The sequence below is a fragment of the Pseudomonas sp. C32 genome, assembly GCF_030417915.1.
In the GTDB taxonomy this organism is placed as follows: Bacteria; Pseudomonadota; Gammaproteobacteria; order Pseudomonadales; family Pseudomonadaceae; genus Aquipseudomonas.
In genome coordinates, this window is record NZ_JAUHUK010000006.1 from 216,362 (window position 1) to 239,225 (window position 22,864).

Genomic DNA, 22,864 nt, shown 5'->3' on the forward strand with positions numbered 1-22,864 from the left:
TGTTGCGGTTGCTCGAATTCCAATCAATCTATATAAACTGACAGTAAAACAGGTAGAAAAACTAAACGGTTGGCCCGCATGCCCTTACCTCCGCTCCATGCGTTTCGCGTATTTGAATGTGTTGCAAGGCTGGGCCATGTCGGTGCGGCTGCCGCTGAGCTGCATGTCACCGCCGGGGCTGTCAGTCAGCAGATAAGAGCGTTACAGGGCTCACTCGGCATCGATCTTTTCTACAAGCAGGGCCGCCACTTGGTGCTGACCGAGCGAGGCCTGGCGCTACAACGCTCGGTAGCCCGCGGCATCGGCGAGATCACCGAAGGGGTGCGACAGATTTCCGAGGCGTACTTCCAGGAGCCGGTGACGAAAGTCCTGACCGTTTCCACGGAACCGATTTTTGGCGCGGCCTGGCTGATGCCGAAGTTGTTCGCCTTCCGTGCAGAACATCCGCACATTCACCTGCGCGTCATTACTGCCGACGACATCAGCGAAGTGGACTGGCGCAGGGCCGATATCGCCGTGCTCTACGACGCTCCGACGTGGGAGGGGTTTTGGTGGCGGCCACTGCAAAGCCTGCATATGTTTCCCGTCTGCAGCCCGCAATTGCTGCGCGGCCCGCGTGCGCTCAAGCAGCCGTCCGACCTTGTTCACCACCGCCTGTTGCATGAGGATGATGGCGCTCAATGGCGGCGCTGGCTACTTGAGGCGCGCTTGCCTTACCCAGGTGATGCCGATGTTCATCTGGAAGATTTCGGCATTGCCCTGCAGGCGGCGCGAGATGGCTATGGTGTTGCACTCAGCGACGAGATCAATTCATTACGCGATTTGGACGAGGGCCGCCTGGTGCAGCCCTTTGCACTGAAAGTGCCGACGGGGATGGATTATTTCTGTATCTGCAACGAAGAGAGTCGCGATGTCCCTGAGATAGCGTTGCTCATCGATTGGCTGATCGAGCAGGCAAAGACAGTCCCGGCCTACCCGTAAGCGTTGTCGGGGCGGTTTAACATTCACGTGGTTCAGCACAAAGCTGAACGACCTTTGGATTTTTAGGCGTCTTGAGTGGCTGCGTTTGACTGGTTGCTGCCTGTTTCGAAGGGCTGCAGCCGGCCCAGAGCAGGCGCTCACGGAACTGGTTCAATGATCGCTATGGTTTCAGCCAGTCAGAATGAAGCTGCGGAAAACGCTCTCGCAGCCACTCAATAAAAACTTGAACCTGTGGCGCCAGATGCGTCCGGCTTGGGTACAGCAATGACACAGGCCGAGGGGCTGGTCGATAGGGCTTTAGAATTTCCACCAAGCCGCGACTGTCCAAATGCTTGGCCACGGTGATTCCTGGTGCCTGGATTATTCCGAAGCCCGACACCCCGCACTGAACGTACGCATTCGACTCGGTGACGGTGATGCCGGCGTTACTCACAAACGCGCGATCCTGACCTTTTACCGAGAAATGCCAAGGCAATGTCCTGTTGCTCTGACCGGACAAGAAGTTAACGCCACGATGGGAGGCCAGATCGTCGAGTGTTTCGGGTTCACCATGCTCGTGCAGATACTCGGGCGCTGCACACGTCACCATGGTCGCCATCGCAATAGGGCGAGCAATCAAAGTCGAATCCGATAGATCGCCGATACGCAACGCACAGTCGATGCCTTCACCGATCAGATCGACGGCCCGGTCAGTCACGCCCAGTACCATGTTGATACCGGGGTAGGAGGCGGTGAATTCTTTAAGGCTTTTGATGAATTTCATTTGCGCGAAAGCGGTCGGGATATCGACGCGAAGTCGGCCTGCGAGCGTTGCTCCGGATCGGTCGAACATCGAGGTCGCAGCAGAAATACCCGCCAGAATTTCCTGTACCCGCTCATAGAACCTCTCGCCTTCGGCGGTGAGTGCCACCTTTCTCGTGGTGCGCTGGAACAGGCGCACACCTAATGACCTCTCCAACTCCTGGATATACCGAGTGACCTGAGGTCGCCCGATGTCCAGCGATTCTGCGGCTTTGGTAAAGCTGCCGAGTTCGGCAAGTACTGCTTCGGCTCGCCATTGCCCGGTGGTTTGGCCGAATACATGATTATCCATGAGGACAGCGCCGTCGGTGCACCTGACAACATGAGCGACGAAGAGGCCGCAACACTTCCTATTGCTGCGCTCACGGCCTGGTATTCGCTAGTGGACTTTGGACAAATCCAGCCGGGCCAGACCGTTGAACTCAATCTGATGCCACTTATCTTTCGCCAGACGACCATTCGCGGTATTGCTGTAGCGCCGCGCTCATCGTTCGACCGGATGAATACGTTCCTCAACGAATACAAGATCCGTCCCGTGATCGACCAGGTATATCCGTTCGAGAAAGCACGAGAAGCTTACGAGCATCTCGCGAGGGGAGCATTTGGAAAGGTTGTGATCAAAATCGCTTAATAACTTTGAGGCGCCAATACGGCGCCTTTTTTCGCCTCTCGCAGCAGATTCAACTCCGGAGTCGAGCCGGGCGAGACTCAGACTCCGTCACTGGGTTATAAAATCGCGAATCGCCTGGATGATTTGAGTGGGCGCTTCCTCCATCAGCCAATGTCCTGCGCCCGGAATTACCAGCTCCTTGACGTTGTCTGCGGCATTGCGCATCACGATCGCTTCGTTGTTGCCGAAGGACTTTTCGCCGCCCACGGCCAGCACCGGCATGGTCAGCTTTGTCTTCATAGACGCTTCGTTGTCCACCGCATCCTGGCGAATGCTGCGAAACTGGGCAAAGGCTGCGCGCATGGTGCCAGGGCGGGCATAGAGTTTGGCGTAGTGCTGTCGGGTGGCTTCATCGACCTTGGCACTGTCACCTGCGAATTCGTTCCAGAAACGGTCGAGGTAAATGCGCTCGCGGCCGGCCACCAGGCGCTCGGCGTCGGGGCCGCCAAAGTCGAAGTGCCAGAGCATTGGCGAGCGAACAATGTCGTTCCACGGTGGTATACCCGGCACAGGCGCGTCCATCACCACCAACTGATCGGTCAGTTGCGGATAGCGAGAGGCGTAGGCAAAGGCGACCATGGTGCCTATGTCGTGGCCAATGATCACCGCGTTCTCGATGCCCAGCGCCGCCAACACCCCACGAACGTCGCCCGCCTGGGTTTTCTTGTCGTAGCCTCCCTCCGGAATAGACGATAAGCCCAGGCCGCGGAGGTCAGGCACTACAACGGTGTGATCCTTGGCCAAGTCGGCGGCTAAAGGCGCCCACATATCACCGGTATCGCCGAAGCCGTGCAGCATCACGACAGCCGGCCCTTTGCCGCCCACGCGCACATGGATTTTGGCACCGTCTACTGCGATGTCTTGCGTCCGAAACGATGAAGGGAATGGCGTCACTTCAGCAGTCGCTGGAAAGCTGACGGCAACTAGCATGGAAGCGATCAGCAGGGCTCGGATCATCGCGGTGTCTCCAAGTGTGTGTAAATGGAGAAGCGTAGACCTATATCCGAAACTCGATTTGCGAAGCTATATGTTTGTTTACTGGATGCGATTTTCCACGCGAACCTACAGCGATATCATTTTCTTTGAGTGGCCGCTCATCCCCACCACAGTAGGACTCGAGGATCCTGCGGGTGCGATGGTCGGAAATATACAGGTGCGCAATTGTGCAGTCGGTCATTTGCGCCAGCCGGTTCAGCACCTTGCTCCGGTGTGCCGTTGACCAGGCGGACTCATAGATGTCGCCGAGGAGCATTTCAAATTGATCAAGGTCCATGTCGCCTATCCTCGAGATCAAAGCTGTCACTGACCCAACATGACTTGGCAGTATAGGTCTGCTCTCGAGGTGCCTGCCCGCCGGTCCATCTGAAGGGCTGATATCGGGGCAACTTGGTTCGAATCTTCTGATTTCGGGAAGGAAGGGCGCAACTGGCGACGGATCAAGCGCAGGCGCGAAATCATGGTGGCCGATACTCCCACCGTTTGAAGGTTGACTAAATCAGCATGTGTTTACCTTTGGTTATGGCCTGGTTAAACAGCCGCAGCAACACGCCGGAGCTGTGCTCTACAAGGCAGGCACGCCATGGTATCCAGGCGTATATTGATAGTGTCGATCCAAAAAGTTGAGGCGATAGTCAATCGTCGGTGGCGTGACTGACCAGAGTGCTGGGGGCGCTGGATATCCCGGAACGTTTGGAGGTGTTACATGAGCCAATATCAACGACTCTTTCTGATAGTCGGTCCCGCCATGCGTCATACCCCGGCGTTGGAGCGAGCTGTCGCCATTGCCGAGGCCACGGGCGCGGCGCTGCACATCACGGTGTTCATCGAAGACTCCCACCTCTTGGAGTTAACGAGTGCGGGTGCGCGTTTTCGTGAGGCCTGTCAGCAAGAGAACGAAAAATGGTTGAAGGATGAAGCCGATCTGATCCGCGGGCGCGGGGTCACGGTGAGTACCGAAGTGCTTGTCACGCGAACCGCGTTGCAAGAAATACTTCGGCATGTGGCAGAAATGCAGCCGGATCTGGTGATCAAGGACGTGCAACACGAGTCTGCGCTTAAACGCGTTTTCATCACGCCCCTGGATTGGCACCTGTTGCGCGAATGTCCAGTGGCGGTGCACTTGGTCAGCGAAGTCAGGTGCCCACTGCCACGGGTGGTCGTGGCGGCAGTCGATCCATCACACCCCGAGACTCAGATCACCGGCATCAACGACCGCATCATCCAGGCGGCGAACGGGTTGTCCATGCAGTGCAACGCGGAGTTGCATCTGTTGCATGCCTACGATCTGTCGCAGACGCATCTATCCGACGCTGGCGCGGGGGCCGTGACGATGCCGGGTTTCAGCAGCGATGTGCGCAAGTCGCTACAAAAGTCATTCAGCGCATTGGCCGACCACTACGGTGTGCCCCTTGAGCGACAACACTTCGTTGAAGGGCCACCGGGCAAAGCGTTGGCCGAGTTTGCAGCCCATCACCGGGCCGATGTGATCGTCATGGGAAATGCCCATCGCAAGGGACTGGGCAAATGGGTGGGCAGTACGACGGAGCATGTGCTGTATCAAGTGCCCTGCAACATTTTCGCCGTTTCGGGTGCTGCAGATCCGTAAGTAAATGGGCGATTAAATGACTCGCCAATAGCGTCGCTGCGATCGAGGCGGGGGGAGGGACTGCCCTCTGTCCCGCCATCTCCAGGACGACAGCCAATCGACTTCATGGATTAGTCGTTCGTTGCCTCTTTACCTTATATGCGGATAACCATATATTCGCCAAACCGTATATTAGGCGAGACTTCACCTTGACCAGCAAAGCCCATGGCCTCGATATGGCTGAGCCTTTGACGCCGACCACTGTTTTCAAATGCCTGGCTGACGACACTCGGGTCCGTACGATGATGCTCATCACCCGTGAGGGCGAGCTGTGTGTTTGCGAGCTGACCTGCGCGTTGAACGAGAGTCAGCCAAAAATCTCCCGGCACCTGGCGCAACTGCGCACCTGCGGCCTGTTGTCGGACCGGCGGCAAGGCCAATGGGTGTATTACCGGCTGCACCCGAATCTCCCCGATTGGGTTCATCTCGTGCTGACCACTGTGCTGGAAAGCAACAAGCACTGGTTGAGCCCTGATGCCAAACGCCTTGATGACATGGGCGACCGCCCTGAACGCGCAGCCGCGTGCTGTGAAAGCAAAATCACCTGATCCCCGCATCGAATACACCGGTCCGTACGACAGCCAGTCGAACGCCCACTGACAACAGATACAGAGCACAACAACATGACTATCAAAGTTGGCATCAATGGTTTTGGCCGGATCGGTCGACTCGCTCTGCGAGCGGCCTGGAGCTGGCCAGAGTTCGAATTCGTGCAGATCAATGATCCAGCAGGTGACGCGGCGACTCATGCCCACCTGATCAACTTCGACTCGGTGCATGGCCGCTGGAACAACGAAGCCAGCGCCGAGGGCGACAGCGTCATCATCGACGGTCAACGGATCAAAGTAACGGCCAACAAGGCGATTGCCGACACAGATTGGTCGGGCTGCGATCTGGTGATTGAAGCCAGCGGCAAGATGAAAACCGTCGCAGTGCTTCAGGCTTACCTAGACCAAGGCGTGAAACGTGTGGTGGTCTGCGCGCCGGTCAAGGAGCAAGGCGCCTTGAACGTGGTGATGGGCGTTAACCATCAGCTGTTTGACCCGGCGCAGCACCGCATCGTCACTGCCGCCTCCTGCACCACCAATTGCCTCGCGCCAGTGGTGAAAGTCATCCACGAGAAGCTGGGCATTCGCCACGGTTCCATCACCACCATTCACGACCTGACCAACACCCAAAGCATTCTCGATCAACCGCACAAGGATCTGCGCCGTGCACGTGCTTCAGGCATGAGCCTGATTCCGACCAGCACCGGCTCGGCCACGGCTATTGCCGAAATTTTCCCGGAGCTGCGTGGGCGCCTGAACGGTCACGCCGTGCGCGTGCCGTTGGCCAACGCTTCGCTGACGGACTGTGTCTTTGAAGTCGAGCGTCCCACCACAGTCGAAGAGGTGAATCAGTTCCTCAAGGACGCTTCCGAGAATGAACTGAAAGATATCCTCGGTTTCGAGGAGCGCCCGCTGGTGTCCATCGACTACCGCACCGACCCGCGCTCATCGATCATCGATGCGCTGTCGACCATGGTCATCAACGGCACCCAGGTCAAACTCTATGCCTGGTACGACAACGAGTGGGGCTATGCCAACCGCACTGTCGAGCTGGCCAAAATGGTCGGTCTGGCCGTTTAAGGAGCGGTCATGAAAGCCTTGTCAGCCCTCGCGCCGCAAGTGCGGCAGTACCTGCTCGTGACGGGCAACTACTGGGCCTTCACCCTCACCGACGGCGCCTTGCGCATGTTGGTGGTGTTGCACTTTCACGCGTTGGGCTACAGCCCGCTGCAAATCGCGGCGTTGTTTCTGTTCTACGAACTCTTTGGTGTGATCACCAACCTGGTGGGTGGCTACCTCGGCGCCCGGCTGGGCCTGAACCGAACCATGAACATCGGGCTGGGCCTCCAGGTTGCGGCACTGCTGATGCTCACGGTTCCGGTGGCCTGGCTAACCATCCCCTGGGTGATGGGCGCTCAGGCGGTGTCGGGGATTGCCAAAGACCTGAACAAGATGAGTGCCAAAAGCTCGATCAAGCTCCTGGTCCCCGATGGGCAGCAGGGCAAGCTTTACCAGTGGGTGGCGATCCTCACCGGCTCGAAGAATGCACTCAAGGGCGTTGGCTTCTTTCTTGGCGGCGCCTTGCTGGCCTTGATCGGCTTCAAAGGTGCCTTGTTGGCCATGGCGGGCGTACTGGCGTTGATCTGGGTTGGCAGCTTGATCCTGTTGAAGAAGGATCTGGGCAAAGCGAAAGCCAAGCCAAAGTTTCGCGACATTCTCTCCAAGAGCCGGGCGATCAATATCCTCTCGGCGGCGCGTATGTTTCTGTTCGGCGCCCGCGATGTCTGGTTTGTGGTGGCGTTGCCGGTGTACCTGAGCAGTGTCTTCGGCTGGGACTTCTGGAAGGTTGGCGGCTTCCTTGCAGCCTGGGTGATTGGCTACGGCATCGTGCAGTCGTTCGCGCCCAACATCACGGGCAAGAAACGTGGGCATGTGCCCGATGGTCGTGCGGCATTTCTTTGGGCTCTTGCTCTGGCGGGCCTGCCTGCGGCAATCGCCCTAGGGCTGAACACCGGCCTTTCGCAACAGGCTGTGCTGCTCGGCGGATTGATGGTTTTCGGCGTGCTGTTCGCGGTGAATTCGTCGTTGCACAGTTACTTGATCGTGTCCTATGCCAAGGAAGACGGGGTGTCGCTGGACGTGGGTTTCTATTACATGTCGAACGCGATGGGGCGCTTGATCGGCACGGTGCTTTCCGGTTGGGTTTATCAGGTGTATGGACTGCAAGCGTGCTTATGGATATCGAGTGCATTTGTGTTGTTTGCAGCGTTGATTTCGATCGCATTGCCGCGTCATGCGCCTAGCAACAATCTACCGTTACCCAGGCGCTAAAAACTCTTCGAGTGACCTCGCAACTGCGCCGGACTGACGCCAAGGCGTTGCTTGAAGGTGGTCGCCATGTGCGCCTGAGAGTTGAAACCACAGGTGTGGGCGATCGCCGACAGGCTGGCGGTCGAATCGCACATCAAGGCGCGGGCCTTGGCGAGGCGGCGGTCGATCAGGTAGCTGTGGGGACTTTTGCCTGTTGCGTGCTTGAAGGCCCGGATGAAATAGCCTTCGGACAATCCAAGCAACTGCGCCATGGCCGATACACCCAGCGGACTGTCGAGGCCGGCGTCGATGAACTCATCGAGCAGGCGCATCCGGTTACCGGTTATCGAGCCATGGGGCGGCGTCGCCAACGGGTCGCTAGCGTTTACCCGTTCAGACAAAGCAAGCGCCCACGCCTCCCAGTCGTCTTCAACCGAGGCCCGCAACAGCGCGCTGCGCATTTGCAGCGCGAGGGTTGTTGCTTGCGGGTCGAGGCGATTGTTGAAGGCGCGATCACCCACCAGTGCAATGCCGTCGGTGCGTATCACCCGCAGGTATTCACCGCCCTTGGGCGACTCGGACAAAACATCACAACCAGCAGGAACGAACGCCAGGCCATTGGGCATGGCCTCGAAGGGAAGCACCCGGTCACTGCCGATAGCGTGCCGGCCGCGTTGGCTGTCGAAGGCAAAGCCGATCGCCGATTGGGCGGCCACATAACGGGTCGCGTAGGCTGAGGCAGGCAGCAATTCAATCGCCCATGGCCCGGCCTCGATGCGGCGGACCGGTTCAGAGGGCAGCGGTGGTGGCGGATGGTTTCGATGGCTCATAACCGCATAGTAGTGAAGTGGAAGCACAAAAGTCAGGTCAGTTTTTTGAAAGCCGCCACGCGGCAGACGAGTCTAGACTGGGCAAAACTTCAGGGAACCTTCTCATGCACAGACTGACCCGCGACGATATCGAACAAGCTTCTCGCCACGTTTACCAGGTGATGCCTGCCACCGCCCAGTACGCCTGGCCCTTGCTGGCCGAACGGTTGGGTTGCGCGGTGTGGGTCAAGCACGAAAACCACACACCGACGGGTGCTTTCAAGGTACGCGGCGGCATTACTTTCATGCACTGGCTCAAGCGCGAGCACCCAGACGTCAAAGGCATCGTCACCGCCACTCGCGGCAATCACGGTCAGAGTCTGGCACTGGCGGCGAGCGCGCTGGGATTGAGAGCGTTGATCGTGGTACCGGAAGGTAATTCGGTCGAAAAGAACAAGGCTATGCGCGGTTTTGGCGGCGAGGTGGTCGAGTATGGCCGTGATTTCGATGAGGCCCGTGAAGAGGCTGCACGCCTGGCGCAAGTGCATGACCTCTACCTGGTTCCGCCATTTCACACCGAGTTGGTCAAAGGCGTGGCGACTTATGCGCTGGAGCTGTTCAAGGCCGCGCCGGACCTGGACACGGTCTATGTGCCGATTGGCTGTGGCTCGGGGATTTGTGGCGTGATCGCCGCCCGCGACGCGTTGGGCTTGAGCACAAAGGTAGTGGGGGTGGTGTCCAGCGAGGCGGCGGCTGCAAAACTATCGTTCGAGGCGGGTAGCCTCCGCGAAACCGCTTCGGCCACTACCTTTGCTGACGGTCTGGCCGTGCGCAAACCTATCCCCGAAGCGTTTGCCGTTTATGCCGCTGGCGCGGCGCGGATCGTCTCGGTCACTGACGCGCAGATCGCCGAGGCCATGTGCGTGTATTACACCGACACCCACAACCTCGCCGAAGGGGCGGGCGCGGCGGCCTTGGCTGCGCTGATCCAGGAGCGTGAAACGATGCAGGGCAAAAAGGTGGGGGTGATTCTGTCCGGGGGAAATGTTGATCGATCGGTCTATGCAACAGTGATCGCGTGATTGAGGCCCCTGATCCTGTAGGAGCGAGCTTGCTCGCGATGGTCAGTAATTCATACCGTCATTGATGTCGATGCCCTGGGCACGCATGGCTTTGATCAACTCGCCACGGGTGCCGGGTAGGTTGAGCATGGTCTTGGCGCGCAATGTCGTGACTTCTTCAGCGGTGTAAGGCTGGTAGTCCGCAGGTCGGCTGCTGCCGGCCATGCCGTCTTCGCGCATCAACCAGTTGAGCAGGTCGGCAAGTTGCGCGTTGTTCAGCGCCGATTGCGACATGCCGGGAACACGCACGAGGAATTCGCGGCCGCCGGGGACTTTCAGGAAGTTGCCGACAAAACCCTTCATCCGCGGCGTGTCGTTGGCGGCAGAACCGCTGCCATCGTCCAGATGGCAACCGGCGCATTGCAACTGGTAATTCACGGTATTGCTGTAACCGGCCTGGGCGATCGGCTTCTGGACTTCTTCGTTACCCGGCGCATGGCCCTGCGCCGGATTGGGAATGGCACGGGCGAAAGCGAGCGGGGCGGTCAGCGTGCAGACGAGACCGAGGAGTAGCAACGTGCGCATGAAGGGCCTCTCTTGTTGTTGTGGCCGATAAAGAAAAAAGTCAGCTTGAAAGAAATTGCACCCTGTGGCGAGGGAGCTTGCTCCCGCTGGGTTGCGAAGCAGCCCCAAAACCATTTGCCAGAGTTAAGGCAAGCGCAGCTTTTGGGAGCGCTGCGCACTCCAGCGGGAGCAAGCTCCCTCGCCACAGTTGACTGTTATTGACCGATAAAAAAAACCGCCGATTGCGTGAGCAACCGGCGGAAAGTGCGCGTTTAAACGGCGACGCCGCGGATGACCGAAACAGTGCAGTGATAGATGTGCGATTTGGCGGCCAGGCACCAGTTCACATCGTTGTTGTTGAACGGGCGATAGGCCGGTTCTTCACTGTCGTTACGGGTGCAGGCGCACTGGGCGCAGCTTTGCTTACCGCAGCAGTCGTTGTACGAAATGATGTAGTCCTTGCCGTCGGCCGGGTTGCGGCAGGTGCCGATCCAGGTCACTTGCGAGGCTTCTGTGCCCGGAGGGCAGGACGTCACCGATCCGCCGCAGCAGCTGCACAGAAAGCCGTCGATGGAGCAGTAGCGCCAGTAGTCGCAGCTGTTCGGATCACCCGGATCACCCGCCTGTGCCGGCTCTGCGGCAAGGGCTTTGCTGGTGCGGTCCAGCGGCAGCAGCAGGGGCAGGGCGGCACCGGCGACCATCAGCGAACCCATGCGCGCCAGCAATTTGCGGCGCGAAGTGGTGTCGGCGACACGGCGGGACGAACGCTCAAACAACAGATCCAGCAGTTTCATAAAGGTCTCCCTGCCTTATCAGTGGCTATGGCCGTGGCCGTGGTCGTGATCGTGGGCGTGCGGTTGCGCATTGAGGTACTGCTGCAGCGTGGCGTGCTTCAAATGCTCGACTTCGAACAGGCTGTCCAGGTGCTCGCGAGAGTTGACCAGGCCTTTGGCGCGCAGGGTGCCGGACTTATCGATCAGCGCGGCGTACGGCAGCTTGCCGATCTGGTAGGTCATGCCCACTTCCGGGCCGACCACGTAGGTGGCGTCTTCGAGTTTGTGCTCGCGGATCAGCGCTTGCTGGGCATCCATATCGCCGTCGCTGACGAATACCACGTCGAGCGTACCGGCCTGTTCCTTGGCGATGGATTTGATCGCCGGCAGCAGCGATTTGCAGATCGGGCAGGTTGGCGAGAGGAAGAACAGCAGCTGTGATTTTTCACCGGCATAGCCGAAGTTCACCGGGCGGCCATTTCGGTCGGAAGCGGTGACTTGCGGCGCGGCTTCGTTGACGGCCACACCTTTGTCGACCATCAGCGCACCGGCCGGGGCCAGGCGACCGTGGAGCACGCCAATCTGACGAACCAGGCCCATGACGACAAACGCCACGGCCACCAGCAGCACCCAGAGCAGAACGTTGGAAACTATCAAGCCTTCCATTTGAGTTACCTACCAATCAATTTGAGCAGAAGAGGGGAGTTCGCCAGCAGGCCATCGGCCGCGGCGTAGATGAGCAGTGCCACCGCGGCCGCAGCCAGGGTCACGAAGCCATCGAATACGTTGAGGTCGCGGGCGACCGGCGCCAGGCTGGCAACCAGTGCCAGCGCTACCAGTGCGCTGTTGCGCAGCAGCAGGACCGGGCGCAGTGGTTGCGCCTGATCAGGCCCGGCGCAACCGCAGTCGATGTCTGCGCGACCGCGCCACAGGTTGATGCCGATGGCCGCGGCGTACAGCGCCAGCAGGCTGGCGGCGCTTACTGCGGCGTAGCCACGACTGACCGGCACCAGCAGGGCAAACGCGATGGCCAGTTCCATCCATGGAATCAACCGCGCGCTCGGGCGTACCAGCACTTCGGGCAACAGTTGGTAGTCCGCCAATTGCTTCCTGAAGCGGGCCGGTGCGCGCACCTTGTGGGTCGCGGCACTGGCCAGCAACACCGCAATGGCGACGGCGCTGGCAATGATGAAGATCGGATCTATGTGCATGGCCGAACCTCTTAGTAGCTCATGACCTGAGTCGCGGTTTTGGCGACTTTCGGCATGCTGCCCGTGAGCTTGTTGGTCTTCAGGTCGAAGATCTGCAAGCCGCCTTCGACGTCGGTGCCCAGCAGCAGCGGTTTGTCATCGCCGGTCGCCTGCATGCTCCACACCGGCACCGGTGCTTCGAGGGTCGCGACTTTCTGGTGAGTCTTGAGATCAAACGCCCAGATCAGCGGGCTCGGGTCTTCCCATTTCATGGCTTCGTGGGCGTCGTGCATCAGCACGTACAAGCGGTTCAGCTTCGGCGACACGGCCATCAGCTGCCAGCCACCCGGGGCCCAACCGGCTTTCTTTTCTTCGTCAGTGATCAGCGACCAGGACGGCAGGATTTTCGGTGCATCACCGGCGAAATCCACCGGGCGCACGGTGCCGGTCGTGGTGGTGAAGTAGTAGGTGTCGCCGACATTGACGGCGCGCTCGACCAGTTTTTCTGCGTTCGGATCAAAGAACGGCGTGCGGCTGCGCGCGGTTTCCTGGCCCTGATCGTTGAGGGTCACCACCTGCAGGCTGCCATCGCCGCACAGCGAGGCGAAGCGGCGGTTGCCGATTGGGTAGTTGAGCACGCAACCGGGGATGGCGATTTCCGTGGCAACGGCCTTGGCCTGGGTATCGACCACGGTCACCGACGTCGACGGGGTGAAGTTGTAGACGTAGACGAACTTGTCGTCGCCGCTTGGTTTGAGCGAGTAACGCTGGGTCAGCGACTCGGCACGCTTGTTCGGGATCAGCACTTCCCAGGCCGGCGACAGGGTCGAAGTATCCCAGGCAGTCAGCACGTCGGTGCGAGTACCGCGAGTACCGCGCGAATACCAGATATCGGCGGCGAAGAGGGTTTTCTTGTCATGGCTCAGGGCCGATGGTGCGGCGAAACCGGTCGGTACCATGCCGAGAATGCGTTTCTGGTCCGGATCGACAACGGTCACGCGGCCAGCCACGAAGCTGTCGAACTCGACGTCGACAACGAATGCGCGGTGAGCTTCGGGCGGGAACGCCAGAACGGTCTGGCCAATCGTACCGGCGGGCAGATCCGCACGGGCACTGTTCAAACCGAGTACAAGCAGGCTCAGGCCTAGCGCTGACTGTACGGAGATCCTGTTTGTTCGCATAAGGGGAACTTCCTGAATTGTTGGTAACGCGGATCGCGGATGCTTTGGCAGATTTTTACCGTTTGATTCTGCCTTGAGCGGCGACCGGGTGAATTGCGCTGCCTGCCAAGTGTTTGTGTGTCTGTGCCAGTGTCATGAAAGTGGCTGCACAAGCTGATAAGGCGGGGGGCAAAGGAGCATTTGTGGCGAGGGAGCTTGCTCCCGCTCGGCTGCGCAGCAGCCGCAAAACCTGCCAGCAAGGTGTGATTGGGGAAATTCAGGGGCCGCTTCGCGACCCAGCGGGAGCAAGCTCCCTCGCCACAGGGAATGTGTATGTCAAAAAGGGGGGTGTCAGACGAGGGGAAGGGAAAAGCTGAACACCGCGCCACACGGCTCCTGGTTTTGCGCCCAGATATCACCGCGGTGGCGGCCGATGATGTTCTTGCACAGCGCCAGCCCGATCCCGTTGCCGCTGACCTTGGACGAAAAGAAGCCGTCGAACAGTTTCTCTTGCGCCGCGGCCTGAATGCCTCGGCCGCTGTCTTCAATCCGCACCAGCGCCACGCCGTTGTCGGCACTGGCCTGAATGCGCAACAAGCGCCGCTCGGTCGGCAGGTCGGCCATTTCTTCGATGGCATTGAACGCCAGGTTGAGGATTACCTGGCCGATCAGCACTTTCTCGCAGCTCACACGGAGCGGCACGGGCGAGGGCACGATCTCCACGCGCACCAGGCTCGGATCGGCGCGCAGGCTGATGAAGTAGCGGGTTTCACGCAGCAGCTCGTTAAGGTCGACCAGTTCCTCCGATTGCTCAAGCTTGACCACGTAATCACGCACGCTCTTGATAATCACAGAGGCGTGCTCGATTTGCCGCACCGCATTCTGCAAACCCCAGGCCACGCCTTGGTCGGCATCGGCTGATTTGCTCAGGCGAATCACGGCCCCTTCAATAAAGTTACGGGTCGCCGCCAACGGCTGACTCAGTTCATGGGCGATGGCCACGGCCATTTCGCCCATGGCGTTGTAGCGCGCCAGGTATTCGATCTTCTGCTCGCTGACCCGCCGTGCTTCTTCTGCCTGCACCTGTTCAGTGACATCGCGGAACAACAGCAGGTGACCGACCAGATCGTCTTCGATCTCGATGTAGCGGCACGTTGCGTGATGCCAGCGCCACTGGCCGTCACGTCGCTGCAATTTATAGTGGACGCTGAACGGCGCGTGTTCCGGTGTCTCGTTGGCAAGCTGTTGCAGCAGGCGCCGGCGCGAAGCATCGTCGCACCAGGCCAGGAAGTTTTTACCCATCAACTCACGCACTTCACTGTTGAGCAGGAGCGCGCCGGAGTCGCTGATAAAACGGATATCGCCCTCTGGCCCGAGTACGGCCACGCCTTCGGCCAGGTCTTGCATGAAGGCCGTGAGTCGGCTTTCGAACCGTTTGAGGTCGCGCTTGACCTTGTCTTCCTTGGAGATGTCGCGGAACTGCACCATCAGTACATCGCGACCGTCCAGGTGCACCAGCGTCGCCACCGCCTCGGACAGAATCTCCACGCCTTGCTTGGACCGATAGCACCACTCGATGGCCCGTTGGCCCGTGCGCGCGGCGCCTTCCAGCCAGCGGAGACCCACTGAACGGCGGTACTTGGGTGCGTTGCGAGTCATGTCCGGGGCTTTGAGCGGCGTCAGTTCTTCCAGGGTGAAGCCCAGCGCCGCCAGGGCGGCAGCGTTGGCCCAGAGAATTTCCTTGGTGTGCGCATCGTGAAGAATGATGCACAGCGGCATGGCTTCGATCAGCGCATAAAAGTCGTTCGGTTTTGGCAAATACATCGCACAGCCCTTGGCGGCAGAGGGGTCCGACCGGTGAAGTCAGAAGTATGGCTTTTTATACCCGCTCGCGCATGGGGATGCGCTCAGAGGTAACCGGCGTCGAACTAGGGGTTTTCTTTAGCCGGGGGGCTGCACGCACCAATAGTTGCGGCCGGACTCGGTTTTTACACTGGACCGCAATGCAAAGGCTACGAAACGGCTACCTGTAGGAGCGAGCTTGCTCGCGATGGACGTCAACGAAAACGCGTCCTGTCTGAATGACCGCGTTGTTCAGACTTTTTCGCGAGCGAGCTCGCTCCTACAGAAGATACCGGTTCAGCCCACTAACAATAATCAAAACGGAGAATGCCCCATGCTGCGTTCAGCGGTTGCGCAACAAGACGCACTGATTGGCGTTGACGAGAATGTCGTCGACAGCCAAGCCTTTGCGCAGGTACTGGAAGAAGTTCGCCAGCGTCGCAATGAATTCGACGAAGGTTCCCACGTACCGCGGGACATGATCGAGCGTTTCAAGCAGGTCGGCATCTATCGCGCCGCCACGCCGAAATGCTTCGGCGGTGACGCCCTGGCACCGGCACTGTTCCTGGAAATGATCGAACGCATCTCCGAAGCCGACGGCTCGGCAGGCTGGGTGGCCAGCTTCGGCAGCGCCGGAGTTTATCTCGCCGCCTTGCCACGGGAAACCCTGGCTGAGCTCTACGCCGAAAGCCCTGATCTCGTATTCGCTGGCGGCCTGTTCCCCTTGCAACCGGCCGAGGCCGTAGAAGGCGGCTATCAGGTCAATGGCACCTGGAAATTCGCCAGCGGCTGCAAAGGCGCGGACCTGTTGGGCGTTGGCATCGGCGCTGCCGGCGGCAAGCCACGCACCGCAGTGTTTCGTCCGGCGCAGGTCGACATCGTCGAGAACTGGGAAGTGGTCGGCCTCAAAGGCACCGGCAGCCATGACTTGCGCGTGACCGATCAACACGTTGATGAGCGCTGGACCTTCATCCGTGGCGGTGCCTCGACCATCGACGAACCGCTGTTCCGCTACCCGTCGATCGCCTACGCCGCGCAAGTGCTGGCAGTGGTCAACCTCGGCCTGGCCCGTGCGGCCCTCGACGAAATCAGCCGTATGGCTGGCGGCAGCGGCATTACCGGCGCGCCGAAATTGTCCGACCGCGCCTACGTGCGCATCGAGATCGCCAAGGCTGAAGCCAAGCTCAGCGCCGCACGCGGTTTCTTCTACAACGCCACCGAACAGGTGTGGAACTCGATCGTTGCCGGCAACCCGGTCACGCCAGAGCAGACCAGCCTGTTGCGCCTGTCTGCGATTCACGTGTCCCAGGCCGGTGCCGAAGTCGTGCAAAGCGCCTACAGCCTGGCGGGCACCACCGCCATTTACCTGCGCCATCCGCTGCAACGCTACCTGCGCGACTCGATGGTGGTGACCCAGCACGCGTTCCTCAGCGAAGGCCTGTACGACGGCGCCGGCTCGGTGTTCCTCGGCGTCCAGCCGTTCCCGGGCTACATCTGAACCCTATTCATTTTTCACTTTTTCAAGGATCAACAGCATGTCCCAAGCTACCCAGGAACCGTTGCGCGTCGTCTTCTGCATCGGCATCACCCAGAATTTTTTCGACCTGCCTACCGGCGAAGGCTTGAGCGTGTGGAAAGGCTTCAGCCAGATGATGGGCGATCTCGGCGCGATGCCCGGCATTAACGTGCTCGGCGCGATGGACGACGACCGTCTGATGGTCGGCCCGTCCACCACCTCGCCGTGGACCGTGTACATCATGGCCGACGTTGACTGCCACCAGTCGGTGATCGACGCCTGCAACCTGTTCCGCACCACGCCGGTCGGCCAGTACAGCCTGTGGCGCTACGCCAAGATCGAAGCGCGCATCGGTCGCCCGCTGACCATTCCTGATGCGGCCAAGGTGTAAGCCATGAACGAGGCCTTGCTGCAGCGTCTGGCGACGCTTGAAGGGGAGAGTGCCGTGCGCCGCTTGATGGCGTGCTACATGGACCTGTGCGACGTGCCGCGGGCGGCGATTCATCAAAGCCAGTTGGCGCAGTTGTTCACCGAAGATGCGATCTGGGAAGGCCTCGGCACCCAGACCGCACAGACCTTCGGTCAGCATCAAGGGCGTGAAGCAGTGGCGGCGTTTGTCGGTGGTTACCTGCCGCCGTCCGACCACTTCAAGCTGAACCTGCATTACCTCACCAGCGAATCGATTGTGGTCGACGGCAAGGCTGCGCAAGGGCAATGGATCATGCAGCAGGTTTCCACTTACGCCGATGGACGCAACGAGTTGTTCGGCACCCGCCTGAACATCGATTTTCGTTGTGTCGACGGCGTCTGGCTGATCGCGCATTTCCGTACGCAGCGTCTGTTCAATACGGAGTTGAGCGCATGAGTACGTTCATCAGCGAATTCCTCCTCGGTGGCAATGGCAAACGCGTTGCGATCAAGGATTCCATCGACATCGCCGGTTATCCGACCCGTTCGGGCAGCCGTGCGTTTGCCGATGCACCGGCCGCGACGAAAAACGCCGAAGTGGTTGATGCGATCCTCGACGCTGGCTGGCAGATCGTCGGCAAGACCAACCTGCATGAACTGGCGTTCGGCGTCACCGGCATCAACGACTTCACCGGTACGCCGATCAACCCGCAAGCACCGGATCGCGTGCCGGGTGGTTCGTCCAGCGGTTCGGCTGCGGCGGTCGCGGCGGGCTTGGCAGACATCGCCATCGGCACCGACACCGGTGGTTCGGTGCGGGTGCCGGCGGCGTGCTGTGGGATTGCCGGGCTGAAGCCGACTTATGGCCGTGTCAGCCGTGTCGGTGCCCATCCATTGGAATCGAGCCTCGATTGCGTCGGTCCGTTCGCCAGATCCATGGGCGACCTGATTGCCGCGATGCAGGTGATTTGCCCGGGCTTTGAAATGCAGGGCCTGCCGGGTGCCGGTGCCAAGGTCGCCTTTCTGGACGTGGGCTGCGACCCGCACCTGCAAGCTTGCCTGGGTGCCGCCGCCGACCGCGCCGGATGGCGTCGCGGCAACCTGCATCTAAGCGAGTTCGAAGCAGCGTTCGCCGCCGGCCTGACCGTGATCAATTTTGAAAACTGGGCGGCCTTCGGTCACCTGACCGGTAAAGGCTTGATCGGCGCGGATGTGGAAACACGTTTGCTGGCGGCCGGCCGTACCACCCGCGAAGACCTGGCCCAGGCCGAAGCCGTGCGCACAGCGTTCACCCAACAAGTGGATGCGGCGCTGGAAGACTTTGCGGTGTTGCTGCTGCCGACGATGCCGACCCTGCCGCCGACCCTCAGCGAGGCCCGCGCCGGTAGCAAAGCCGTGGCCGGCATGACCCCGCTGGTGCGGCCATTCAACCTCAGCGGTCATCCGGCCCTGACGGTGCCGGTGGAACTCGATTGCGGCGGATTGAACGTCGGCCTGCAAATCGTTGGCCGTAAAGGTCAGGACGAACTCGTCTGCGCCTTCGGTGCGCAGCTGCAACTCAGCATGGCCGGTCAACGACCGGCTGCTAAAACCAAATCATAAAAAGAAGCCATGAGGAGAACCGCATGAGCACTCATGAATATCAGCTGATCGCATCGTCGAAAAGCCCCGAAGACCTGGTCCAGCATGACCGCGTCGACGTCTCGCTGTACAACGACCCGGCGCTGTTCGAAGTCGAGCTGGACAAGATTTTCTACCGCACCTGGGTGTGGGTTGCCCACGAAAGCGAAGTGCGCAACAGCGGCGACTTCAAGACCGCCATGATCGGCCGTCGCCCGGTGATCGTCGTGCGCGACAAGAAGAACAACATCAACGTGCTGGAAAACCGTTGCCGTCACCGTGGCGCCACCGTGTGCGAGAAGCACAAGGGCAACGCCACCGGTTTCACCTGCCCGTACCACAGCTGGTCCTATGGCCTGGACGGCAAGCTGCGTGCGTTGCCGTATCCGGATGGCTACGAAGGCATCCTGGAGAAATCCGAGTTGCCGCTGACCAGCCTGCGCGTCGAAAGCTACGCCGGCATGGTCTTCGCCAGCTACAACGACGACATCGAACCGCTGGAAGACTTCCTCGGCGGCGCGAAACACTGGATGGACCTGTTCATGAAACAGGGCGCCGGTTACCCGATCAAGACCCAGGGCGAACACAAGTTCAGCTTCAAGGGCAACTGGAAGATCCAGTTGGAAAACACCACCGACGGTTACCACTTCCCGATCGTGCACAAGTCGTTCATGTCGTCGGTGGATGAAGAAACCTCGGAAATGCTCTCGTTCATGACCGACGAACAAGCCGTGACCCACTCCCTGGGCAACGGCCACAGCGTGATGGTCATGGTGCCTGAGCACGTCGATCTCGATCACGACGACGGCACCGAACAGTTGCAGGAGCGTTTCGCACACGTCACTGAAGAACTGTCGAAAACCCTGCCGGCCGATCAGGTCCGTCGCATCGTGCGCTCGCTGCACGGCGCCGGTTTCAACCTGAACCTGTTCCCGAACGTGGCGATGTCGATGTCGTTCTTCCGCGTACTGCGCCCGGTGTCGGTCACCGAAACCGAGATCCGTCACGTGGCGCTCGGCATGGACGGCGGCCCGGAAATCGCCAACCGCGAACGCATGCGCATCCACGAACACTTCCAGGGCCCGTTCGGTTTCGGCAGCCCTGACGATGCCGAAGCCTGGGACCGCGTACAGCGCGGCTCGTATGCCGGCGTCAACGCACCAATCCTGGTCAACCGCGGCCTGAACCGCGAAATCACCGCTGAAAACGGCGACAAGGTCAGCCACGCCACCGACGAAGGCGGCATGCGCGGTGCCTACGACATGTGGAAAAGGATGATGAGCCAATGAGCAATCAAGACACCCTGAACGGTTTTTCCGGCCAGTTGGCCCAGGCCATCGAATTCATCTGGCGCGAAGCCGAACTGCTCGACCACAAGAACTACGCCGAATGGGCGACCTTGTGGAGCGAAAGCGGCAAGTACATCGTGCCGATCGACCCGGACACCGAAGATTTCGAAGCGACCCTGAACTACGCCTACGACGATGCGCGCATGCGTGATCTGCGCATCGAACGCCTGACCGCCGGCTACTCGCCGTCGGCCGTCGACGCGGCGAAGACCATTCGCACCATCTCGCGTTTCCGCCTGGTGGAAGCGGCGGGCGACATCGTCGAAGTCAACTCGGCGCAGGTGCTGTACGCCTACAAGCGCGGCGTGCACACGCCGTTCGTGGCCGACTTGAACCACCGCATTCGCTTCACCTATGGCGTGCCGACCCTGGAGCGCAAAGTGGTGCGGCTGATCAACTCCACGGACAGCCTGAGCGCGCTCGGCTTCCTTTTGTGAGGACAACATCATGAGTCGAGTAGCCCTTGTAACGGGTGCCTCGCGCGGACTGGGCGAGTGCATCGCCCGTCGTCTGCACGCAGCGGGTTATCGCGTCGGCCTGGCGGATGTGCGCCTCGATGGCGTGCAGCAACTGGCCGCCGAACTGGATGGCAGCGGCGCTACCGCTGTCGCCATCGAGCTGGATGTGCGCAGCAAAGCCGACTTCCAGCGTGCTCGCGACCTGCTCACTGAGCAGTGGGGCGGCACCGACATTCTGGTGAACAACGCCGGTGTGTCGAAAGTCGCGGCGCTGATGGACATCACGCCGGAAGAGTTCGACGAGTCGATGGCGATCAACCTGCGCGGCACTTTTGTCGCCTGCCAGGTGTTCGGCGCGCACTTTGCCGAGCGTGGCTTCGGTCGCATCGTCAACATCGCGTCGCTGGCCGGGCAGAACGGCGGCACCGCCACCGGCGCGCATTACGCGGCGGCCAAGGGTGGCGTGGCAACGTTGACCAAGGTCTTCGCCCGCGAGCTGACACCGCAAGGGGTGACGGTCAACAGCATCTCCCCAGGTCCGCTGGATTTGCCGATAGTGCGTGAAAGTGTGGCCCCGGAGCGTCTGGAACAGATCCTGAAAATGATCCCGTCCGGCACCCTCGGTGACCCGACGTTCATCGCCGACAGCGTATTGCTGCTGATCGCCGACAACGCGAACTCCGTAAGCGGCGCGTGCCTGGACGTCAACGGCGGCTTGTTCATGCGCTGACAGCAGATTTTATGGCAGGACAAATAACCCTGTAGGAGCCGGCTTGCCGGCGATGGCGCCCGGACTGGCGATGCAGTAATCAAGACCGCCATCGCCGGCAAGCCAGCTCCTACAAGGGCCCGGGATGAGTGAGATTTGTGGCAGATGGGCCCTCTGTAGGAGCCGGCTTGCCGGCGATGGCGCCCGGATTGGCGATGCAGTAATCAAGACCGCCATCGCTGGCAAGCCAGCTCCTACAAGGGCCCGGGATGAGTGAGATTTGTGGCAGATGGGCCCTCTGTAGGAGCCGGCTTGCTGGCGATGGCACCCGGATTGGCGATGCAGTAATCAAGACCGCCATCGCCGGCAAGCCAGCTCCTACAGGGGGCTGTGTTAAACGAAAAATTTGTATTCAGGTGATGCCATGATGAAGGTGAAAATCGAAAGGATCGTCGACGAAGCGCTGGATATCCGTTCCTTTCGCCTCGTGCGCAGTGACGGCCAGCCGCTCGACACCTATGAACCGGGTGCCCACGTCGACCTGACCGGGCCGACCGGGGTGACCCGCCAGTATTCGCTGTGCAGCCCGCCACAGGATCGCCGCGCCTATCTGGTGGCGGTGAAGAAAGAAGCGCAGTCGCGGGGTGGCTCGCTGGCCTTGCACGAGCAAGTGGAAGAGGGCATGGAGCTGGAAATGGGTGCACCGCGCAACCTGTTCCGTCTCGATGAAACGGCCAGCGAGCACGTGCTGTTCGCCGCCGGTATCGGCGTCACGCCGCTGCTGAGCATGGCCTACAAACTGGCGGAAAGCGGCCAACCGTATCGCCTGCACTATTTCGCCCGCTCGGCGCAGTACGCGGCGTTTACCGAACTGTTGGCGACGAACTTCGCGGATAACGTAGAGTTTCACTACGGCGTGGAACCTGCCGATCTGGACGGCGCATTGAGCGAATGCCTGAACCGCGCCAATGCGGCGGCCCACGTCTACACCTGCGGCCCGGCACCGTTCATGAACAAAGTGGTGGAAGTGGCGTCCCGCAGTCGCTCGGATGATGCCATTCACCTTGAGCACTTCGCTGCAGACCCGGCCGCCAACAGCGCCCCGGCCGGCACGTTCGAAGTCGAACTGGCCAGTTCCGGCGTGGTGCTGCAAGTACCGGCCAACACCAGCCTGGTCGACGTGTTGCAGGCCCATGGCTGCGACATCGACACCGAGTGCCGCGAAGGTATCTGTGGCACCTGCATCGTCGAGGTGCTGGACGGTTTGCCGGAGCACCGCGACAACTGTTTGTCGAACAAGGAAAAGGCCTCCAACAAGCAGATTTGCGCGTGTGTATCACGGGCGCTTTCCGCTCGTCTGGTACTGGACCTTTAAACCGAAAGTTCACTGGAAAGCTTGGGCCGGAGCCTGTTGAATGGGCGCCCGGCGGCCGTCGAGGGAGGAGATGGCT

Annotated in this window: 24 protein-coding genes and 1 pseudogene; 15 read left to right on the forward strand and 10 right to left on the reverse strand. The window is 60.3% G+C overall.

The annotated features are described in order from the left end of the window. Positions 1-78 precede the first annotated feature (78 nt). Entirely contained in the window at positions 79-981 is a 903-nt protein-coding gene (locus QYH43_RS09610; RefSeq protein WP_095056750.1) for a LysR substrate-binding domain-containing protein, read from the forward strand. Between the two features lie 160 nt (positions 982-1,141). Here QYH43_RS09610 and QYH43_RS09615 read toward each other — a convergent pair whose 3' ends face one another. Further along, a complete protein-coding gene (locus QYH43_RS09615; protein WP_095056749.1) occupies positions 1,142-2,074 on the reverse strand; it encodes a LysR family transcriptional regulator in 933 nt (310 codons plus the stop codon). On the opposite strand from QYH43_RS09615, the pseudogene QYH43_RS09620 reads away from it, so the two are divergent. After that, positions 2,021-2,413, forward strand: a pseudogene (locus QYH43_RS09620) (zinc-binding dehydrogenase); the annotation flags it as partial. The gene QYH43_RS09615 and the pseudogene QYH43_RS09620 sit on opposite strands and share 54 nt — an antisense overlap. An 87-nt stretch (positions 2,414-2,500) precedes the next feature. On the opposite strand, the gene QYH43_RS09625 reads toward QYH43_RS09620, so the two are convergent. Beyond that, a complete protein-coding gene (locus tag QYH43_RS09625) occupies positions 2,501-3,409 on the reverse strand; it encodes an alpha/beta hydrolase (RefSeq protein ID WP_095056748.1) in 909 nt (302 codons plus the stop codon). Between the two features lie 40 nt (positions 3,410-3,449). Further along, on the reverse strand, positions 3,450-3,725 hold the full coding sequence (locus QYH43_RS09630; protein ID WP_095056747.1) for a hypothetical protein: 276 nt from the start codon (positions 3,723-3,725) through the stop codon (positions 3,450-3,452). Positions 3,726-4,154: 429 nt separating this feature from the next. On the opposite strand from QYH43_RS09630, the gene QYH43_RS09635 reads away from it, so the two are divergent. From QYH43_RS09635 to arsJ, 4 genes are all read left to right on the forward strand, one after another. After that, positions 4,155-5,057: a universal stress protein gene (locus QYH43_RS09635; protein ID WP_095056746.1), complete on the forward strand. Its 903-nt coding sequence runs from the start codon at positions 4,155-4,157 to the stop codon at positions 5,055-5,057. Between the two features lie 215 nt (positions 5,058-5,272). After that, positions 5,273-5,644, forward strand: coding sequence for a metalloregulator ArsR/SmtB family transcription factor (locus QYH43_RS09640; RefSeq protein ID WP_095056928.1), 372 nt, complete (start codon positions 5,273-5,275; stop codon positions 5,642-5,644). Positions 5,645-5,719: 75 nt separating this feature from the next. After that, complete coding sequence (locus QYH43_RS09645; protein WP_095056745.1) at positions 5,720-6,724, forward strand: ArsJ-associated glyceraldehyde-3-phosphate dehydrogenase; 1,005 nt, start codon at positions 5,720-5,722, stop codon at positions 6,722-6,724. Positions 6,725-6,733: 9 nt separating this feature from the next. Then, the gene (gene arsJ / locus QYH43_RS09650; protein ID WP_095056744.1) at positions 6,734-7,975 is read left to right on the forward strand and encodes an organoarsenical effux MFS transporter ArsJ; all 1,242 of its coding nucleotides are present in this window, start codon (positions 6,734-6,736) and stop codon (positions 7,973-7,975) included. Here the strand turns inward: arsJ and QYH43_RS09655 are convergent. Next, entirely contained in the window at positions 7,972-8,784 is an 813-nt protein-coding gene (locus tag QYH43_RS09655; protein WP_301156936.1) for a helix-turn-helix transcriptional regulator, read from the reverse strand. The genes arsJ and QYH43_RS09655 overlap by 4 nt on opposite strands. A 104-nt stretch (positions 8,785-8,888) precedes the next feature. Between QYH43_RS09655 and QYH43_RS09660 the strand changes: the two genes are divergently transcribed. Further along, complete coding sequence (locus QYH43_RS09660; RefSeq protein WP_301156937.1) at positions 8,889-9,845, forward strand: threonine dehydratase; 957 nt, start codon at positions 8,889-8,891, stop codon at positions 9,843-9,845. Positions 9,846-9,887: 42 nt separating this feature from the next. Here the strand turns inward: QYH43_RS09660 and QYH43_RS09665 are convergent, their stop codons facing one another. The 6 genes from QYH43_RS09665 to QYH43_RS09690 all read right to left on the reverse strand — a co-directional run bounded on the left by QYH43_RS09665 (position 9,888) and on the right by QYH43_RS09690 (position 15,335). Then, positions 9,888-10,409 (reverse strand): cytochrome C, encoded by a 522-nt coding sequence (locus QYH43_RS09665; protein WP_301156938.1) that lies wholly within the window; start codon positions 10,407-10,409, stop codon positions 9,888-9,890. Between the two features lie 251 nt (positions 10,410-10,660). Next, positions 10,661-11,182, reverse strand: coding sequence for a methylamine dehydrogenase light chain (locus QYH43_RS09670; RefSeq protein WP_008050506.1), 522 nt, complete (start codon positions 11,180-11,182; stop codon positions 10,661-10,663). An 18-nt stretch (positions 11,183-11,200) separates the two neighbouring features. Further along, on the reverse strand, positions 11,201-11,827 hold the full coding sequence (mauD, locus tag QYH43_RS09675) for a methylamine dehydrogenase accessory protein MauD (protein ID WP_301156939.1): 627 nt from the start codon (positions 11,825-11,827) through the stop codon (positions 11,201-11,203). Between the two features lie 5 nt (positions 11,828-11,832). Further along, positions 11,833-12,372 carry a MauE/DoxX family redox-associated membrane protein gene (locus QYH43_RS09680; protein ID WP_301156940.1) on the reverse strand — a complete coding sequence of 180 codons (540 nt, stop codon included), beginning with the start codon at positions 12,370-12,372 and terminating at the stop codon, positions 11,833-11,835. 11 nt (positions 12,373-12,383) lie between these two features. Further along, positions 12,384-13,532, reverse strand: coding sequence for an amine dehydrogenase large subunit (locus QYH43_RS09685; protein ID WP_095056738.1), 1,149 nt, complete (start codon positions 13,530-13,532; stop codon positions 12,384-12,386). A gap of 330 nt (positions 13,533-13,862) precedes the next feature. Next, positions 13,863-15,335: a nitrogen regulation protein NR(II) gene (locus tag QYH43_RS09690; RefSeq protein WP_095056737.1), complete on the reverse strand. Its 1,473-nt coding sequence runs from the start codon at positions 15,333-15,335 to the stop codon at positions 13,863-13,865. Positions 15,336-15,687: 352 nt separating this feature from the next. Here QYH43_RS09690 and QYH43_RS09695 point away from each other — a divergent pair, with 352 nt between their 5' ends. The 8 genes from QYH43_RS09695 to QYH43_RS09730 all read left to right on the forward strand — a co-directional run bounded on the left by QYH43_RS09695 (position 15,688) and on the right by QYH43_RS09730 (position 22,788). Beyond that, positions 15,688-16,851 carry an acyl-CoA dehydrogenase family protein gene (locus QYH43_RS09695; RefSeq protein WP_095056736.1) on the forward strand — a complete coding sequence of 388 codons (1,164 nt, stop codon included), beginning with the start codon at positions 15,688-15,690 and terminating at the stop codon, positions 16,849-16,851. A gap of 37 nt (positions 16,852-16,888) precedes the next feature. Then, on the forward strand, positions 16,889-17,260 hold the full coding sequence (locus QYH43_RS09700; RefSeq protein WP_053161170.1) for a hypothetical protein: 372 nt from the start codon (positions 16,889-16,891) through the stop codon (positions 17,258-17,260). 3 nt (positions 17,261-17,263) lie between these two features. Further along, on the forward strand, positions 17,264-17,734 hold the full coding sequence (locus QYH43_RS09705) for a nuclear transport factor 2 family protein (RefSeq protein WP_095056735.1): 471 nt from the start codon (positions 17,264-17,266) through the stop codon (positions 17,732-17,734). Then, on the forward strand, positions 17,731-18,879 hold the full coding sequence (locus QYH43_RS09710) for an amidase (RefSeq protein WP_095056734.1): 1,149 nt from the start codon (positions 17,731-17,733) through the stop codon (positions 18,877-18,879). The genes QYH43_RS09705 and QYH43_RS09710 overlap by 4 nt, the downstream gene beginning before the upstream one ends. 23 nt (positions 18,880-18,902) lie before the next feature. Next, positions 18,903-20,186, forward strand: a complete 1,284-nt coding sequence (locus QYH43_RS09715; RefSeq protein ID WP_301156941.1) for an aromatic ring-hydroxylating dioxygenase subunit alpha — start codon at positions 18,903-18,905, stop codon at positions 20,184-20,186. Beyond that, positions 20,183-20,683: an aromatic-ring-hydroxylating dioxygenase subunit beta gene (locus tag QYH43_RS09720; protein WP_301156942.1), complete on the forward strand. Its 501-nt coding sequence runs from the start codon at positions 20,183-20,185 to the stop codon at positions 20,681-20,683. Before QYH43_RS09715 ends, QYH43_RS09720 begins: the two co-directional genes overlap by 4 nt. A gap of 10 nt (positions 20,684-20,693) precedes the next feature. Beyond that, positions 20,694-21,434: an SDR family NAD(P)-dependent oxidoreductase gene (locus QYH43_RS09725; RefSeq protein ID WP_095151371.1), complete on the forward strand. Its 741-nt coding sequence runs from the start codon at positions 20,694-20,696 to the stop codon at positions 21,432-21,434. 403 nt (positions 21,435-21,837) lie between these two features. Further along, positions 21,838-22,788, forward strand: coding sequence for a PDR/VanB family oxidoreductase (locus QYH43_RS09730; RefSeq protein WP_095056730.1), 951 nt, complete (start codon positions 21,838-21,840; stop codon positions 22,786-22,788). Positions 22,789-22,864 lie beyond the last annotated feature (76 nt).

Coding starts and splice junctions, on each gene's coding strand:
- QYH43_RS09720 (WP_301156942.1), top strand. CDS start 20,183: ATGAGCAATCAAGACACCCTGAACGGTTTTTCCGGCCAGTTGGCCCAG.
- QYH43_RS09655 (WP_301156936.1), bottom strand. CDS start 8,784: ATGAGCCATCGAAACCATCCGCCACCACCGCTGCCCTCTGAACCGGTC.
- QYH43_RS09615 (WP_095056749.1), bottom strand. CDS start 2,074: ATGGATAATCATGTATTCGGCCAAACCACCGGGCAATGGCGAGCCGAA.
- QYH43_RS09730 (WP_095056730.1), top strand. CDS start 21,838: ATGATGAAGGTGAAAATCGAAAGGATCGTCGACGAAGCGCTGGATATC.
- QYH43_RS09695 (WP_095056736.1), top strand. CDS start 15,688: ATGCTGCGTTCAGCGGTTGCGCAACAAGACGCACTGATTGGCGTTGAC.
- QYH43_RS09725 (WP_095151371.1), top strand. CDS start 20,694: ATGAGTCGAGTAGCCCTTGTAACGGGTGCCTCGCGCGGACTGGGCGAG.
- QYH43_RS09665 (WP_301156938.1), bottom strand. CDS start 10,409: ATGCGCACGTTGCTACTCCTCGGTCTCGTCTGCACGCTGACCGCCCCG.
- QYH43_RS09670 (WP_008050506.1), bottom strand. CDS start 11,182: ATGAAACTGCTGGATCTGTTGTTTGAGCGTTCGTCCCGCCGTGTCGCC.
- QYH43_RS09705 (WP_095056735.1), top strand. CDS start 17,264: ATGAACGAGGCCTTGCTGCAGCGTCTGGCGACGCTTGAAGGGGAGAGT.
- QYH43_RS09715 (WP_301156941.1), top strand. CDS start 18,903: ATGAGCACTCATGAATATCAGCTGATCGCATCGTCGAAAAGCCCCGAA.
- QYH43_RS09660 (WP_301156937.1), top strand. CDS start 8,889: ATGCACAGACTGACCCGCGACGATATCGAACAAGCTTCTCGCCACGTT.
- mauD (WP_301156939.1), bottom strand. CDS start 11,827: ATGGAAGGCTTGATAGTTTCCAACGTTCTGCTCTGGGTGCTGCTGGTG.
- QYH43_RS09630 (WP_095056747.1), bottom strand. CDS start 3,725: ATGGACCTTGATCAATTTGAAATGCTCCTCGGCGACATCTATGAGTCC.
- QYH43_RS09700 (WP_053161170.1), top strand. CDS start 16,889: ATGTCCCAAGCTACCCAGGAACCGTTGCGCGTCGTCTTCTGCATCGGC.
- QYH43_RS09690 (WP_095056737.1), bottom strand. CDS start 15,335: ATGTATTTGCCAAAACCGAACGACTTTTATGCGCTGATCGAAGCCATG.
- QYH43_RS09610 (WP_095056750.1), top strand. CDS start 79: ATGCCCTTACCTCCGCTCCATGCGTTTCGCGTATTTGAATGTGTTGCA.
- QYH43_RS09680 (WP_301156940.1), bottom strand. CDS start 12,372: ATGCACATAGATCCGATCTTCATCATTGCCAGCGCCGTCGCCATTGCG.
- QYH43_RS09710 (WP_095056734.1), top strand. CDS start 17,731: ATGAGTACGTTCATCAGCGAATTCCTCCTCGGTGGCAATGGCAAACGC.
- QYH43_RS09640 (WP_095056928.1), top strand. CDS start 5,273: ATGGCTGAGCCTTTGACGCCGACCACTGTTTTCAAATGCCTGGCTGAC.
- QYH43_RS09685 (WP_095056738.1), bottom strand. CDS start 13,532: ATGCGAACAAACAGGATCTCCGTACAGTCAGCGCTAGGCCTGAGCCTG.
- arsJ (WP_095056744.1), top strand. CDS start 6,734: ATGAAAGCCTTGTCAGCCCTCGCGCCGCAAGTGCGGCAGTACCTGCTC.
- QYH43_RS09625 (WP_095056748.1), bottom strand. CDS start 3,409: ATGATCCGAGCCCTGCTGATCGCTTCCATGCTAGTTGCCGTCAGCTTT.
- QYH43_RS09645 (WP_095056745.1), top strand. CDS start 5,720: ATGACTATCAAAGTTGGCATCAATGGTTTTGGCCGGATCGGTCGACTC.
- QYH43_RS09635 (WP_095056746.1), top strand. CDS start 4,155: ATGAGCCAATATCAACGACTCTTTCTGATAGTCGGTCCCGCCATGCGT.